This is a genomic window from Bacillus sp. OV166 (genome assembly GCF_900177675.1).
In the GTDB taxonomy this organism is placed as follows: Bacteria; Bacillota; Bacilli; order Bacillales; family Cytobacillaceae; genus Neobacillus.
This window is the reverse complement of record NZ_FXWM01000001.1, coordinates 2,643,699-2,657,547: the sequence shown is the minus strand read 5'-3', so window position 1 is coordinate 2,657,547 and position 13,849 is coordinate 2,643,699. Positions and strand designations below refer to the sequence as shown.

Below are 13,849 nucleotides of genomic sequence, written 5' to 3'. Positions count from 1 at the left end.
ATGAGTTAATTAATTTGGGTCCTTGTATTTTAACGCCCGTTCACTGTCCCCATAGCCCTTAGTGGTTGGATCCTGTACGATTCCTAACATAGACAGCAATACAAATACAGCATTTAAAAAGGTTAACACAGAATTTTGAATAGCATCCGTGAGTTGAAAATCAATGATCCCAAAGGAATTTAAACACGCAAACACCATTTGAGCAACAATCATAATTTGAGATACAAACGCGATAACCCAGTTCCGGTTTCTTAATCGGACCTTCCAGTTAATCATCTTCCCCAGCCCTTTCCTTTATGTTAAACAATCTTTCTATTAACATATGCTTGGACTAGGAATTGGTTGTCCGCGAATGGTACGGAATTTCAGTGGATAACCTCGTAACTAAACTTCTCTTCGCATTGCTTTTAATACATCAACTTTTGTTGCCCGCTGTGCTGGTCGAAATCCTGAGATAATCGTAACACCATAACAAATTACAATACAAATGATTGGTAAAATAAGTGGGATGTCACTAAATATTATGTCTAAGTCCGTTTCTTGACCAAATGCCTGTTTGATAATTAATGGAATCGCAAAATTCACCGTATAACTAATCCCATAGGAAACGACTGTACCAATGAGTGCACCGATTAATCCAATATAACTGCTTTCAAGCAGAAAGATTTGCTTAATTGTTTTCGGATTCGCACCGATTGCTTTCATAATTCCAATGTCAGGCGCCCGCTCGGTCACCGCCATCGTCATCGTATTATAAATTCCGATAGAAGCGATTAAAATGGCGATCGTCCCAATAAATATGAGTCCTGCTTTTGCAATCATGAATACCATATTTACCTCTTTTAATTCATTTACCACTGAATACGAAGCATAATTCTTGTCTTTTAATTGATCAGAGATACTTTGGACGGCTTCCATGTTTTTAGCATAGATTTTAACTTCATCATACGAGTTTTTATTGACATTCAGGTCGACAGGTACTTCACCATTGGCATCGAGCTGGTACCCTTTTGGTGTTCCAGTGAACGTCTCAATTTCCGTTAGAATTTCATCCGAAATAAACACACTTCTATCTTCGGCCCATTCTTTCGTTGGCTTTTTAGAGATGCCAACAACCTTCAAAGGAATCGTTTTTACTACTTGTTTGCCCTCTTTAAACTGCCTGATCGTTAACGAAATTTCCTTGCCAAGTAATTCGCCTTTATAGAGGTACTCCGCTTTAACCTGACCCTTCTCATCGTACAAATCATCGCCAGCCTCTTTTTCTGCGAGATTAGTTAGGAAATTATACCCTACGGCCACTTCATCTTTCCCCTTTGGCAGCCTGCCCTCAGATAATTCAAAACCGGATTTTATTTCTGCCGGAAAATTCGCCACAAAAGTTTGCGTTGCTTCTTGATAATTCCCAATCGTATAGGTGCTTTCCTGTTGCAACATTTTCCTTCTTGTGATAGCTTTTACATCTTTAACTTTTTCAAAAATTTGAATATCTTTATCATTTAAAGGACGAAAAACCCCTTGATCTTTTGTTTCTTTGCCATGGACATCAATTTGGGTAATGACCCTGCGTTCAGTAATTTCTTTTACCACTGATTTCTGTAAGCCAAACCCGACAGAGGCGAGAACAATTAAGAAGGCACATCCCATTGCTGTCGCAAGAATCGTCATAAATACTCTCGTTCTATTTTTCTTCATATTCTGGCTGACGAAGCGGAATTGATCTTTTAACTTCATAACAGCACCCCCTCGACAATACGGCCATCTTTTAACTCAATCTTTCGGTTACCGATATCGGCCACCTTGTCATCATGGGTAATTATCAAAAAGGTGATTCCTAAATCCGTATTTAATTCCTTAATGAATTTCAATAATTCTTCCTCTGTTTCACTATCAAGGCTGCCGGTCGGTTCATCGGCAAGAATTATCGGGGGATTAACAATTAACGCACGGGCGATACTTACCCGCTGCTGCTGCCCGCCTGATAATTCTCCCGGATAATGATCCTGGTAATCTAGCAGACCAACTTTTTTAAGCATTTCTTCCGTTTGGATTTTTCGTTCCTTTTCGTTAATACCTTTTAAAATAAGCGGCAGCTCCACGTTTTGAAAGGCAGTCATGCTCGGAATCAATTGAAAGCTTTGAAAAATAAATCCTAGATTATTAATCCGAAAATCTGCAAATTTCGTTTCGTTCAGATCTGTTACCTTTTCCCCGCTGATCCAAATTTCACCCTCTTTCGGATGAATAAAGCCACTCACTAAATTAAGAAGCGTTGATTTCCCCGATCCGCTTCTACCAACAATCGTAACAATTTCACCTTTTTCGACCGTCAAAGAAATATCTCTAAGTACCGGAATAATTGTTTGTCTTCCTTTTTTTCCAATCACAAAATCATGGCTTAAATTTTTTATCGTTATCATTATTTCCTCCTGTTTCCCATTCATTACACCTAATAGACGAAGTTTTTTTAATGAACCCTACACAAATTTAAAATATTTTTTTAATTACTTGTTAGACGTACCTAAGTTTTATTTGTTCCTAGGGGGAATAATAATAGCCAAATGGCTTTTACTAGTCTTTTAATTCGATAAAATTTATAATAAAGGAATTAAAAATTACTCTTTTAAAGTAAGGAGGTCACATGGAGAAATTGCATCCATTTTGGGAAAAAATCGTTCGTTTCTGGAAAAAGAAACACTTAACTCAAATATTCTTATTAATTATTCTAGTGGTTGTTCTAGCGACCATCCTCTATTTCGGCTGGCTCGCGATGAGAGCAAATGTTCAATCATTAAAGCAGGGTCTCAGTCAGCCGACAGTTATTTATGATAAAAATGGAAAAGTGGCTAGTAATGTCGCTACCAATCGGACGAAAGGCGTAAAAATCGAGGACTTGCCAAAGTATGTCCCCAATGCGGTCGTTGCCATCGAGGACGAACGTTTCTATCAGCATGGCGGTTTTGATATCAAAGGAATTGCCCGTGCCTTTTTCAGTAATTTGTTTGCGGGAAGAATTACAGGCGGTGGCAGTACTTTAACGCAGCAGTTAACGAAGAATGCCCTTCTTTCACCAGAAAGGACCTATAAGCGAAAAGCAGAGGAATTATTTTTAGCGGTAAAAATTGAAAAGGTTTATACCAAAAACGAGATTCTGCAAATGTATATCAATCAGGTTTACTTCGGGAGCGGTGCCTGGGGAATCAGCAATGCGTCGAAAAAATATTTTAATAAAGATATTACTGATGTAACGGTGAGCGAGGCAGCAATGCTAGCCGGACTATTGCATTCACCGAATTATCTGGACCCTTATAATAACTATGATTTAGCGATGAAAAGACGAAATACGGTGTTAGCAAAAATGAAAGAACTAGGTATGATTAATAATTCACAGTATACCGAGGCTAAAAAAGAAAAGATTCGTCTTCACGATGGCGGCGGGAGCTTTGTTGAACGAAAATACCCTTATTATGTGGATGCTGTTTTAAATGAAGCTATCAATAAATACGGCATAACACAGGAGGAAATATTAACAAGAGGTTATCGAATATATACTGCTTTGGATCAAGATCTTCAGTCTGGACTTGAAAAAGTCTATAGTAAAAACTACTTGTTCCCAAGGAGTCAAGGGGGTAAATTAGTTCAAAGTGGTTCAGTCTTAATGGACCCTGCATCAGGGGGAGTACTAGCCCTTGTTGGAGGCCGCGGTGAGCATGTATTCAGAGGCTTTAACCGAGCAACACAATTACGTGCACAGCCTGGATCAACGATCAAACCATTGGCAGTATATACACCAGCCCTTGAAGAAGGATACAACTATTCATCCAAGCTTGTCGATGAACCAACCACCTTCGGAAATTACAAACCAGAAAATTTTTCAAAAACATATTCTGGAAAGGTTGAAATGTATAAGGCACTTGAGAAATCGCTGAATATCCCGGCAGTGTGGCTGTTAAATGAAATTGGCCTAAATAAAGGGATAGATTCATTAAAAAGGTTTGGCATCCCTGTTACAAAAGAAGATAAAAACCTAGCAATTGCACTAGGGGGAATGAGTAAAGGGGTTTCTCCCCTACAAATGGCTAACGCTTTTTCAGCTTTCCCAAATGGCGGAAAGCGTGAAGATAGCCACTTAATTACTAAAATAGTGGGACCTACTGGAAATGTTTTAGCAGAGCGGGAAGCGAAAACCACAAAAGTGACGTCAGGAGAGGTCACGGATGAAATGACATCGATGCTCTTAAATGTAGTAGAAACCGGGACGGGTAGACGCGCCCGTATTCCTGGAGTGCAACTCGCCGGAAAAACAGGATCGACCCAGTTACCATTTAAGGATGTCAGTGGAACAAAGGATCAATGGATGGTTGGATATACCCCAAATCTTGTCGGGGCAATCTGGTTAGGATTTGACCAAACCGACCGAGAGCATTACCTGCCAAGTGCGAGTTCAGCCAATGTGGTGCCAATTTTTAAAGAGATGATGAAGGAGTCTATTCAGCATCTTCCGAAAGAGCAATTCGAAGTTTCTTCAATTAATGCACAGCTCGCCGGAGAAGCTCCCCCAAATCTAAGAATCAATGAACAGGCGAAGAAGATAAGCAAAGAATTAAATGAAAATGCTCAAAAACTAGGTGAAACCATAAAAGAACAAGCCCCTGGATGGAAAAAGGGCTTGGATAGGGCTTTATATAAGCTCGGCGAGGCCGTAAATTCATTAGTTGAAAAAGTTAAAAATAGAGGTGAATAGCACGCAATCGATGCGTGCTATTTTTTTATTTCCAATAGGTTGAAAAATCTTCCTGCTGTTTTCATTACTGTTTCTTCCTGTCCTAGATCATACACAGCCAGAAAGCAGGTAGCTGGTCCAGCTGATTTTAAAATATCTACGTTTGGGATGATCATTTCCTGTGAAAATTCTAGATTAGGGAACATCTGATTGATCTCATATAAAATCCCTTTCGAACCAACCGGCCAAACCATTACATCATGAATCCTACTGATCTTCTGAAAAACGGACAGAGGGGCAACTTGATCATTTTGTTCGATCACTTCCTCCCCAACCAAAGGCATACCTACAACAGCAAACCTCAATTGGTTAGAGTAAGCCATTTCTAATGTTTGAGCAGTCAATTTTTTGCCGATAACAACTAAGCCAAGTGCAGATTGCATCAGTGAAAAATTACTTTCTGTACTACCCGTAATCAATACATCTGATAGATTTAGGTCGTGCAAACCTTTTTGAATGCCACTAACCAATTCATCCCAGGGTTCATTTCCACAGAAGTTGTGGAGCACCACTGAAATGGGCTCCGCGCCTGCTGAGATACATTCCATGACCGCAACTCTAAACGAATAATAAGCCACCGTTTCGTATGGGACATAAACTAGATCTTTTTCCTTCATCCCGATAGCTCCACTATTATCACAAGCAATAATGAGGGAGTCCATACCATTTAAAGGAACGGTTATAATATCTCTCATAATTTTTCTTCCCGCTTTGCTAAACCAAAATTGACCAATGAAGAAAGGCGTGGAATTGCTGCCAGTGCAATTACAGTATTGATGACCGAACCGATTAGCAATGAAGGCACAATTCCTAAATAAAAACCGACATTCATTAAGAACATAAATGGTAAGGGAGCAACAAATGCATTCCCAATAATGAAGAGCGCACTTGCTAAAACCTTATTGTTTTTATAAAGACGTCCAAACATCCAAACGAGCATTGCCATTTCGACAGCAATTAATAAGTGCATTGGCCCCAATGGGAAACCACCTATTAGTGCAGATAGGAGATGACCAAATGCAGCCACAACCGCTCCAGCCCCCGCACCAAACAGGACTGCTGCCAATAGGGCTGGAAAAACATCCAATGCGACACTGCCGACAATGGCTGGAATTTTTATCATCGCTCCGACAACTGACAATGCCGTTAACATGGCCAGCCCGCTCACCACTTTTCCCTTCATACTACTTTTCCTCCTTACGCTTCCCATCCCTGAATACATTTGCACTGCGCACATACTCAACGTCGTTGACATTTAATCGGAAGTTTATAACTCTAGCCAATGCAAAGAAATAATCTGATAAGCGGTTTAAGTACATTAAGGCTAATTCAGGTGTTTTAGAGTCAGCCTTGACTAGCTTAACAACTAATCTTTCCGCTCTTCTTGTCACCGTTCTAGCAATATGAATCGATGCCGCGGGCTTGGTTCCTCCTGGTAAAATAAATCGCTCGAGTTCTGGTGCTTCTTTAATGTATTCATCTATTTTCTTTTCAAGGTAATCAATCGATTCTTGCTGCAGCTTTATCACTCGCTTCTCAGTCACATTAGCAAGGTCGCCGCCACAATCAAATAATTCATGTTGAATTTTCTCCAGATCATCAAGCACGTCCTTGAATAATTTGGGGTCAAGCTCTTGAATCGCCTGACCGACAAAGCAATTCACTTCATCTACCGTTCCATACGCTTCCACACGGGTATCATCCTTGTCTACCCTGCCACCTATTATGCTTGTTTTTCCTTTGTCACCTGTTCTTGTGTAAATTCTCATTGAAACTTCTCCCCTTTACTTAATAGTTTGCTTTAATCCATACCAAATGACGTCAACCTTTGCTGATTTTGCTGCGATATCTTGATAGGCCCATCCTGTTACATCCCGCCATAGTCTATTTTCTACTTCCAATGGCACAATTCCTTTTGTGATATCTGTTCCAATCACAACTAATTGGTGATGTTCGCTAATTCGTTCCCAAGTTAGCCAATTCTCTAAACAATCATTCCAGATCTTTCGACACTGGTCGGCATCATTTGTCGCCGTTAAATCTTTCAACCAAATTTCTACTCCCTCAAGGACCATCACATCCTTGCCAAAATCGATTAAATTTATCGGGAGAGAATGGTTATCATATGCTGAGACCCAATGTTTATTCTTGTATGCAGTGTAGGTATTCTTTACCCATGCCCTTTTGCCGTTAAAGGCACCTCCAATAATAAAGTGCACCGCGTCCCCCTCCTTAAAGAATCTTTTTCAAATATGAGTTCGAACCCCTGATCATGGTTAACCTGCCACTCCCAAAATTCTTTTTGGTGTGGGGCAAATTTTGATAAAAGATATCTGATGACTCCCCCATGTGTAATTACTGCTGCGTTCTGCAAACTTGAATCGAGAATCTCTCCAATCATCCTAGCCCAGCCAGCATCAACTCTTTTAGTGAACTCATCAAATGATTCTCCGTCAGGCGGACAATGCAAAACAGGATCTTCCAGCCATTGGCGGTAGAGACTATTTTCTTTCAAGTCTTCATACGTTTTCCCTTCCCATTTGCCGAAATTCATTTCTCGTAATTCTTTTAATAAATAGGGGCTAGAGTTTGGAAATAATATTTGCGCTGTATTAGTACATCTTTGCAAATCACTAGAAAAATAGTGCTGATAGCTTTTTGTTACGAATGTAGTTTTTGATTTCGGACATAAAGGCGAATCATTCCACCCTAGATAGGCTTTCCGTCTATTTTCTTCTGTTACACCATGACGAAATAATGCAATAACCACACGGTCATCCACAGAATTAACTCAGTCCCTTCAACAGCTGCACCTAAGACATCCCCCGTTATACCGCCGAACCATTGCACAGCTTTCCGACGAAAAAGGAATAAACAGCATGCTGCAGCCAAAATCAATAACCCTATTAAGAAGAATTTATTTATGAATAAATTAACAAGAACTAGTACACCAATTAAATAAATAGGATATAGCCATAATGCCTGCGGTTTCGCCGCATTCTGGAATAACGCGCCCAGCCCCTCATCCTTGGCTGACTTTACCGTTAACAACAGAACACCCATGACAGTTTTACTTAAAAAAGGAATGACTGCAATCATAATAAATAGTACGTTTTCGATCTTTGCTGTACTCTCATACATAAATAGAAACCGACAGCTTAATAAAACAAGAATGGAGAGGACACCAAAGGCGCCCGTTCTTGGATCCTTCATAATTTCCAGCCTTTTCCCTTGATCTTGATAGGAAAAATAAGCGTCACTTGCATCCATCCAGCCATCCAGATGAATTCCTCCGGTCAGAAAAATCGTTACCAGCCAAAGCAAGAATGCACAAGCAAGATGGGAAAACGGAGTAAATTCAAGACACAGATAAAATACCGCTGAATAAATGATCCCTTGTATTAATCCAACGAGTGGGAAGGCTTGGACTGCCTTTTTAAGATGGTCTTTATCCATAGGTAACTCGAGTGTTATAGGGATTGCTGTAAAGAATTGAATATTAATCAAGAAGCCTTTCAAAAACTTCATGTTTTTGAACCCCATTGATTGATAATCTTTTTAATCAGATTCCATTTTAGATGACTTTTCATTTCGGCAGCGATAGAATCAAATCGTTTGTCCTTATAGTCGCTAATTGAACGAATTGCTTCAGCTGGGAGTCCTTTCCTTGTCCGAATCATGTTTAACCAGTGATTTCTCCACTCATCATTATGAAATAAATGGTGAAGGTACGTTCCGATAATTTGACCGTCATTGGCGATATAGCCTTCTTCTTCCCCGTTTGATAATGTTAAAAACGGACAGACTTCTTTAGAAAATATAGTCTTTCCTAAATGGATTTCATACCCTACGATCGGCTGGTGGATTGGTAATTCTATCTCCTTGTGATACAGTGCACTGACTCGATTTGTTTCCTTTTCTTTATAAAAAGTGGTAGCAGCAGGAATCACTCCTAACCCCTTCACCTTGTAGTTCGGTATCCCAGTGTCGGAACCAACTTCATCGATCAAATATCCGCCAAGGATTTGATACCCGCCGCAAATCCCAACAATATAACCGCCATTTGCTACGTAGGTTTGGACTAAGATATCTAACTGTTTATCTCTTAAATTTTTCAAGTCGCTAATCGTACTTTTCGTCCCCGGAAGGATAACGGCATCTGGCTGTCCAAACTCACTCGCATGATTGACCAAACGGAGCGAAACATCTTTTTCAAATAAAAACGGTTCCAGATCACTGTAATTTGAAATAAACGGCAGGTTGATGACTGCAATATCAATTGTCCCTTGATTCTGATTAGAAAATTGGCTGCGAATCGATAAAGAATCCTCTCCATCGATCATATGATTCTCCACAAATGGCAATACACCCAATACAGGGATACCTGTTTTCTCCTCCAGCCACTGAACTCCATCTTCAAATAGGGTGATATCTCCGCGGAATTTATTGATAATTACACCAACAACTCGTTGCCTTTCGTAAGGCTCCAATAATTCAAGTGTGCCAACAATACTAGCAAATACCCCGCCGCGATCAATATCAGCAACCAGTATAACTGGTACATCGGCAAGTTCGGCTACCTTCATATTCACTAACTCGCGGTCCTTTAAATTGATTTCAACCGGGCTGCCTGCTCCCTCAATCACCACAACATCAAATTCATCGGCAAGCTGATGAATTGATTTCTTAATCACCTCTAACCCCTTCTCATAAAAATGATCCCGATACCCACGCCCCGAAAGGGTTTCGATCGCTTTTCCTAGATAAACAATTTCGGCATGCTGATCTGACCCTGGCTTTAATAGAATAGGATTCATCCAAATAGTTGGCTCCACTCTAGCAGCTTCCGCCTGAATCCCTTGTGCTCTGCCAATTTCTTTACCGTCTTGTGTCACGTACGAGTTATTGGACATGTTTTGCGATTTAAATGGGGCGACCTTTACTCCCTCATTGGCAAGTATTCGGCACATCGCCGTTACAATTAGACTTTTGCCCACATCTGAAGCCGTACCCTGAATCATGATTCCTTTCATTGCGATACTCCCTTCATTACGATAGGAATCCCTGCCTCCACTAAAAACACTAACTCCGCTTCCTTGACTAAATATTGATGGATTTGGCCCAGCAAGCGGCCATAGGTAAACACCAGATCATTTCCAAGTAACGGCTCGTTTAATACTTCATTACTGACGACAATTATTGTCCGAGCATGATTTTTTATCGAAGTAATCCCTGTAATCACATTTTCTTTAACCGTTTCTAAAAAACGTTCATCCCATGCTTGCGCAGAAGAAAACAATTCATTATTTAATAGAGTCGTGACACAATCCAACAAAATAACATCCTCGCCATTAAAGTCATCAGCTATATTCCCGATTTTAACTGACCGTTCATACGTTTTCCACCGGTAAGTTGCTGAATCTCGATCAAGTTGGTGCTTTTCAATTCGTTCCTTCATTTCTTGGTCAGAAGGAACACCGGTTGCCAGATAGGTAAGCTGGCAGCCTGTCTTACGAGCGATCTCTACTGCTTTCCTCTCAGCAAAGCTGCTCTTCCCACTTCTTACTCCGCCTGTTATGAAGATTAATGATGATGACGCCATTTCACCAACACTTCCATTAGTTGATTATTTTCTTGATTACTTTTTATGGCAAACCGAAGCCATCTTCCCTCTAAACCAGGAAAATTAAAGGTATGCCTTGGAATGATTCCTTGATGAAGAAGGAACTCAAACAACGCAAACTGATCTTTCAAATGCGGATCCTTCAATAAATAGAAATTCACGTTGGAAGACGAAACCACAAATTCTTCCTGTGTAAAAAATGCAAACAGCCTTTTCCGCTCATGACTAATATATGCCTGTGACTCTTTAATAAAAAATTCATTTTGCAGACAAAGTTCCCCTGCTAATAACGCAATGGTATTGGTACTCCAATGTGATTGTAACTGGCTAAGGCTTGAAACAATAGCTGGCTGAGCGATTAAATATCCCAAGCGTATACCTGGAATTGCAAACATCTTTGTCAGCGAGCGAATAATAATTAAATTTGAAAACTTGTTTATGTATGGAACAACTGATTCATATTCTATTAAAAAATCAAAAAATGCTTCATCCAAAACGACCAAGCAATCTCGCTTTTCACATTCCTCAATGATCGAAATAACCGTAGAGGCCGGATAGTAAATACCTGTTGGATTGTTTGGATTACACAAAAACACCGCATCTGCATCCATCAGACTCGAGTGAAAATCGACTAGATTTAATTCAAAGTTCGGCTCCACAAGTTGATGGTAGACAATTTCACATTTGTTTGCCCGACATGCTTGTTCATATTCCGAAAATGTGGGTTCCACAATGAGTACTTTTTTGCCGGCAAGCATACGGGCAAGCAGCGTAATAAGCTCTGCTCCTCCATTTCCAATCAGGATTGTATCGATCGGGGTCTGCTCCGATTTTGCAATCCTTTCCTTAAGCTGTGTTGCATAAGGATCTGGATAAACGTTAATTTCTTGAAAAAAACCCGGCCATTTTTCTTTCAAAGCAGATGGCGGGCCAATCGGGTTAATATTTACGCTAAAATCTATAAACTGCAACGGGAGTGCAAGCCCCATTGCCTCATATAAATATTGAGGATTCGAGCCATGTGACGGCCAGTTCAAGGAGCATTCCCCCTATCCATAAAAATAGTAAAAATAAAAAGACCGTTTTACTTAGAATGTGATTGGCTTTGATGATATGTTCCGCTTGGATCGTATGAATGGGATCACCCATTTTTGCCCGGTTCGATATCATGCCTTTATAATAATTGATTCCGCCAAGCTGTATCCCTAAAATAGCTGCAACTGCCGCTTCCCCCCAGCCGCTGTTCGGGCTCGGATGCTTTTTCGCATCACGGAATAAAATCGCCCAAGCTTTTTGAAAACTCATGGTTTCCGGTTGCTTACCTATCAGCATGATGATCCCTGTTACGCGACTCGGAATCCAGTTCATCACATCATCCCATTTTGCAGACGCCCAGCCAAACTCTTTATATCTATCGTTCAAGTGGCCCACCATCGAATCACATGTATTGGCTGCGCGATAAACCATCGCCAGCGGGGCTCCGCCAATCAGTGCCCAAAACAAGGGGGCCGTCACCCCATCACTAGTATTTTCGGCCACAGTCTCAATCGTACCGCGAGCGATTTCACTCTCATCCAAGGAATCTGTATCACGGCCAACAATATAGGATAGTTTTTTCCTTGCTTCAGGAAGGTCCCCTTCTATTAATGGACGATAAACTTCTAGAGAAGCCACCTTCAAGCTTTTTTGAGCAATGGTTGTAGAAATAATCATACTTTCCACTAAAATTCCAACAAAAGGATCAATCCTATATCCAATTAAAACTAATAACAAAACGATGAAAAAAACTAAGAGTAATATAAAAAGGAGCATGGCCACCCCTTTCCATCGCTTAGACTTGCCATTATTCCAACGTTTTTCAAGAAAAGTTATCATGGTTCCAATCCATCTTACAGGATGGGGCCAATCGGGTGGATCCCCAATAAACAGGTCAATTATATAGGCAACTGTGATTGAGATTAAATGATAGACGATCATTTGCGTTTCCTTTTGCTGGATTTTTGAATCGCTTCGATCGTGCACTGATAAACTGCCTTGCTAATAAGCTTGCCTAACGGGGTAATGGTTCCCGCAAATTCTAATACTTCACCCGTTTGAGTAGCAGCAATTAAGATACTATCTGTCGATGTACCAGTGGCGATCGTTCCGGTGACTTCATCGATTATCTTTAGATCATTCAATGCCTTGACCTTCGCTTCAGTTGCGGTCATGATACATTGAATAAAAGCTTCCTCTGTCAGCTCGCCGCTCACAAAAATCCAGGTATTGATTGTTCCAGGTGTCATTTCAAATGTATGCTGTTCACTTCTCGATGCATCAATCGCATTTCCTACTCCTGCTGTCACAACAGCAAATATCGAGAAGCTATTATGTTCAAATCGCTTGTAAACTACATCTTCGAGGACAACTGCGGTCATCATGCCAACAGTTTCCGACGGTTCAAACCCTTTTGATTTTAAAAATGAAGCCATTTCTGAGCGATGGTCACTACAGCTGTAACCCTTGTGAACATGGCGGTTCACAAATGTTTGGTGCCATCCCGTTCCCGAACCAATCACCCCAGATGACATCGTCCTTAATGGCATGGGGGATGTTAACTCGATTAATTCTTCTGAGATATGTAACATCGACTCATTTATATCAAATTCGACAACTTCGTTTTTCACTTTTGGCAGTAAAACCATTTGCGGTGCAGCGACTTTAGGATGAGGATGTTTTTGAATATCTGTATGATACACATCTCTTATTCGTTCTTCCCGAAGCACCTCATTAGGAATATGATCGATATTAATTCTTCCATTTTCGAGAAGGAGCAATCGATCACAATAAAGCCCTGCAAGGTTTAAATCGTGAAAAATGGAGATGACTGTTAATCCATTTTCTGACGTCCATTGTTTTAAGAAATCTAACAATTCCTTTTGATACGACAAATCCAAATGGTTCGTAGGTTCATCTAACAATAATATTTCAGGCTCTTGGGCTAATGATTGGGCGAGAAATACTCGTTGTTTTTCACCGCCTGATAACTCCTGAATATTTTTATTTTGGAACCTGGAAACACCAATTTGCTTCATTACTCGCTGGACAACCTCTTCATCGGCTTTACTCCAGGATTGAAATAACCCCTTTTGATGTGCATAACGGCCAAGCGAAACGGTTTCTTTTACGGTGTACGAGAAAGATTGTGATGAATGTTGTGAAAGAACGGCAATCATTTGGGCCAGCTGTTTTGGTCTGTATTCCTGCAGCCGTTTCCGATTGATAATAATCTCACCTTTTTGGATTGGTAAAATTCCACTAAGCATTTTTAAAAGGGTTGTCTTTCCACTTCCATTTGGCCCCAATATCCCAAATAATTCTCCCTTTTCCACATCAAAAGAAATGTCCTTCAGAACCGCTTCACTCGAGTATCCACCGGAAACCTGTTGAACACTAAGCATTCT

The 13,849-nt window shown here is 40.4% G+C and carries 15 protein-coding genes; 1 reads left to right on the top strand and 14 read right to left on the bottom strand.

Annotated features, from left to right (window positions below):
- Positions 1-9: 9 nt before the first annotated feature.
- The 3 genes from CCK98_RS12760 to CCK98_RS12750 form a co-directional block, all read right to left on the bottom strand.
- Positions 10-276 carry a phage holin gene (locus tag CCK98_RS12760; RefSeq protein ID WP_088086936.1) on the bottom strand — a complete coding sequence of 89 codons (267 nt, stop codon included), beginning with the start codon at positions 274-276 and terminating at the stop codon, positions 10-12.
- A gap of 108 nt (positions 277-384) precedes the next feature.
- Entirely contained in the window at positions 385-1,734 is a 1,350-nt protein-coding gene (locus tag CCK98_RS12755) for an FtsX-like permease family protein (protein ID WP_088086935.1), read from the bottom strand.
- Complete coding sequence (locus tag CCK98_RS12750; RefSeq protein WP_088086934.1) at positions 1,731-2,420, bottom strand: ABC transporter ATP-binding protein; 690 nt, start codon at positions 2,418-2,420, stop codon at positions 1,731-1,733. Before CCK98_RS12750 ends, CCK98_RS12755 begins: the two co-directional genes overlap by 4 nt.
- 221 nt (positions 2,421-2,641) lie before the next feature.
- Between CCK98_RS12750 and CCK98_RS12745 the strand changes: the two genes are divergently transcribed.
- Positions 2,642-4,744 carry a transglycosylase domain-containing protein gene (locus CCK98_RS12745; RefSeq protein WP_088086933.1) on the top strand — a complete coding sequence of 701 codons (2,103 nt, stop codon included), beginning with the start codon at positions 2,642-2,644 and terminating at the stop codon, positions 4,742-4,744.
- 17 nt (positions 4,745-4,761) lie between these two features.
- Here CCK98_RS12745 and CCK98_RS12740 read toward each other — a convergent pair whose 3' ends face one another.
- Genes CCK98_RS12740 through CCK98_RS12690 form a run of 11 tightly spaced genes read right to left on the bottom strand, consistent with a single transcriptional unit; the run spans position 4,762 to position 13,846 of the window.
- The gene (locus tag CCK98_RS12740) at positions 4,762-5,478 is read right to left on the bottom strand and encodes an ATP-binding protein (RefSeq protein WP_088086932.1); all 717 of its coding nucleotides are present in this window, start codon (positions 5,476-5,478) and stop codon (positions 4,762-4,764) included.
- Positions 5,475-5,966 carry an ECF transporter S component gene (locus CCK98_RS12735; RefSeq protein ID WP_088086931.1) on the bottom strand — a complete coding sequence of 164 codons (492 nt, stop codon included), beginning with the start codon at positions 5,964-5,966 and terminating at the stop codon, positions 5,475-5,477. The genes CCK98_RS12740 and CCK98_RS12735 overlap by 4 nt, the downstream gene beginning before the upstream one ends.
- Before the next feature lies 1 nt (position 5,967).
- Entirely contained in the window at positions 5,968-6,552 is a 585-nt protein-coding gene (locus CCK98_RS12730) for a cob(I)yrinic acid a,c-diamide adenosyltransferase (protein WP_088086930.1), read from the bottom strand.
- A 15-nt stretch (positions 6,553-6,567) separates the two neighbouring features.
- The gene (locus tag CCK98_RS12725; RefSeq protein WP_088086929.1) at positions 6,568-7,002 is read right to left on the bottom strand and encodes a bifunctional adenosylcobinamide kinase/adenosylcobinamide-phosphate guanylyltransferase; all 435 of its coding nucleotides are present in this window, start codon (positions 7,000-7,002) and stop codon (positions 6,568-6,570) included.
- Entirely contained in the window at positions 6,954-7,553 is a 600-nt protein-coding gene (locus CCK98_RS12720) for a histidine phosphatase family protein (protein ID WP_256942331.1), read from the bottom strand. The genes CCK98_RS12725 and CCK98_RS12720 overlap by 49 nt, the downstream gene beginning before the upstream one ends.
- Positions 7,523-8,311 carry an adenosylcobinamide-GDP ribazoletransferase gene (gene cobS / locus CCK98_RS12715; RefSeq protein ID WP_088086927.1) on the bottom strand — a complete coding sequence of 263 codons (789 nt, stop codon included), beginning with the start codon at positions 8,309-8,311 and terminating at the stop codon, positions 7,523-7,525. The genes CCK98_RS12720 and cobS overlap by 31 nt, the downstream gene beginning before the upstream one ends.
- Positions 8,308-9,816: a cobyric acid synthase gene (locus tag CCK98_RS12710; protein ID WP_088086926.1), complete on the bottom strand. Its 1,509-nt coding sequence runs from the start codon at positions 9,814-9,816 to the stop codon at positions 8,308-8,310. Before CCK98_RS12710 ends, cobS begins: the two co-directional genes overlap by 4 nt.
- Positions 9,813-10,385 carry a bifunctional adenosylcobinamide kinase/adenosylcobinamide-phosphate guanylyltransferase gene (locus CCK98_RS12705; RefSeq protein ID WP_088086925.1) on the bottom strand — a complete coding sequence of 191 codons (573 nt, stop codon included), beginning with the start codon at positions 10,383-10,385 and terminating at the stop codon, positions 9,813-9,815. Before CCK98_RS12705 ends, CCK98_RS12710 begins: the two co-directional genes overlap by 4 nt.
- Positions 10,367-11,443 carry a threonine-phosphate decarboxylase CobD gene (gene cobD, locus CCK98_RS12700; RefSeq protein ID WP_088086924.1) on the bottom strand — a complete coding sequence of 359 codons (1,077 nt, stop codon included), beginning with the start codon at positions 11,441-11,443 and terminating at the stop codon, positions 10,367-10,369. Before cobD ends, CCK98_RS12705 begins: the two co-directional genes overlap by 19 nt.
- Positions 11,400-12,383, bottom strand: coding sequence for an adenosylcobinamide-phosphate synthase CbiB (gene cbiB / locus CCK98_RS12695; protein ID WP_088086923.1), 984 nt, complete (start codon positions 12,381-12,383; stop codon positions 11,400-11,402). The genes cobD and cbiB overlap by 44 nt, the downstream gene beginning before the upstream one ends.
- Positions 12,380-13,846 (bottom strand): heme ABC transporter ATP-binding protein, encoded by a 1,467-nt coding sequence (locus CCK98_RS12690; protein WP_088086922.1) that lies wholly within the window; start codon positions 13,844-13,846, stop codon positions 12,380-12,382. Before CCK98_RS12690 ends, cbiB begins: the two co-directional genes overlap by 4 nt.
- Positions 13,847-13,849: the final 3 nt, after the last annotated feature.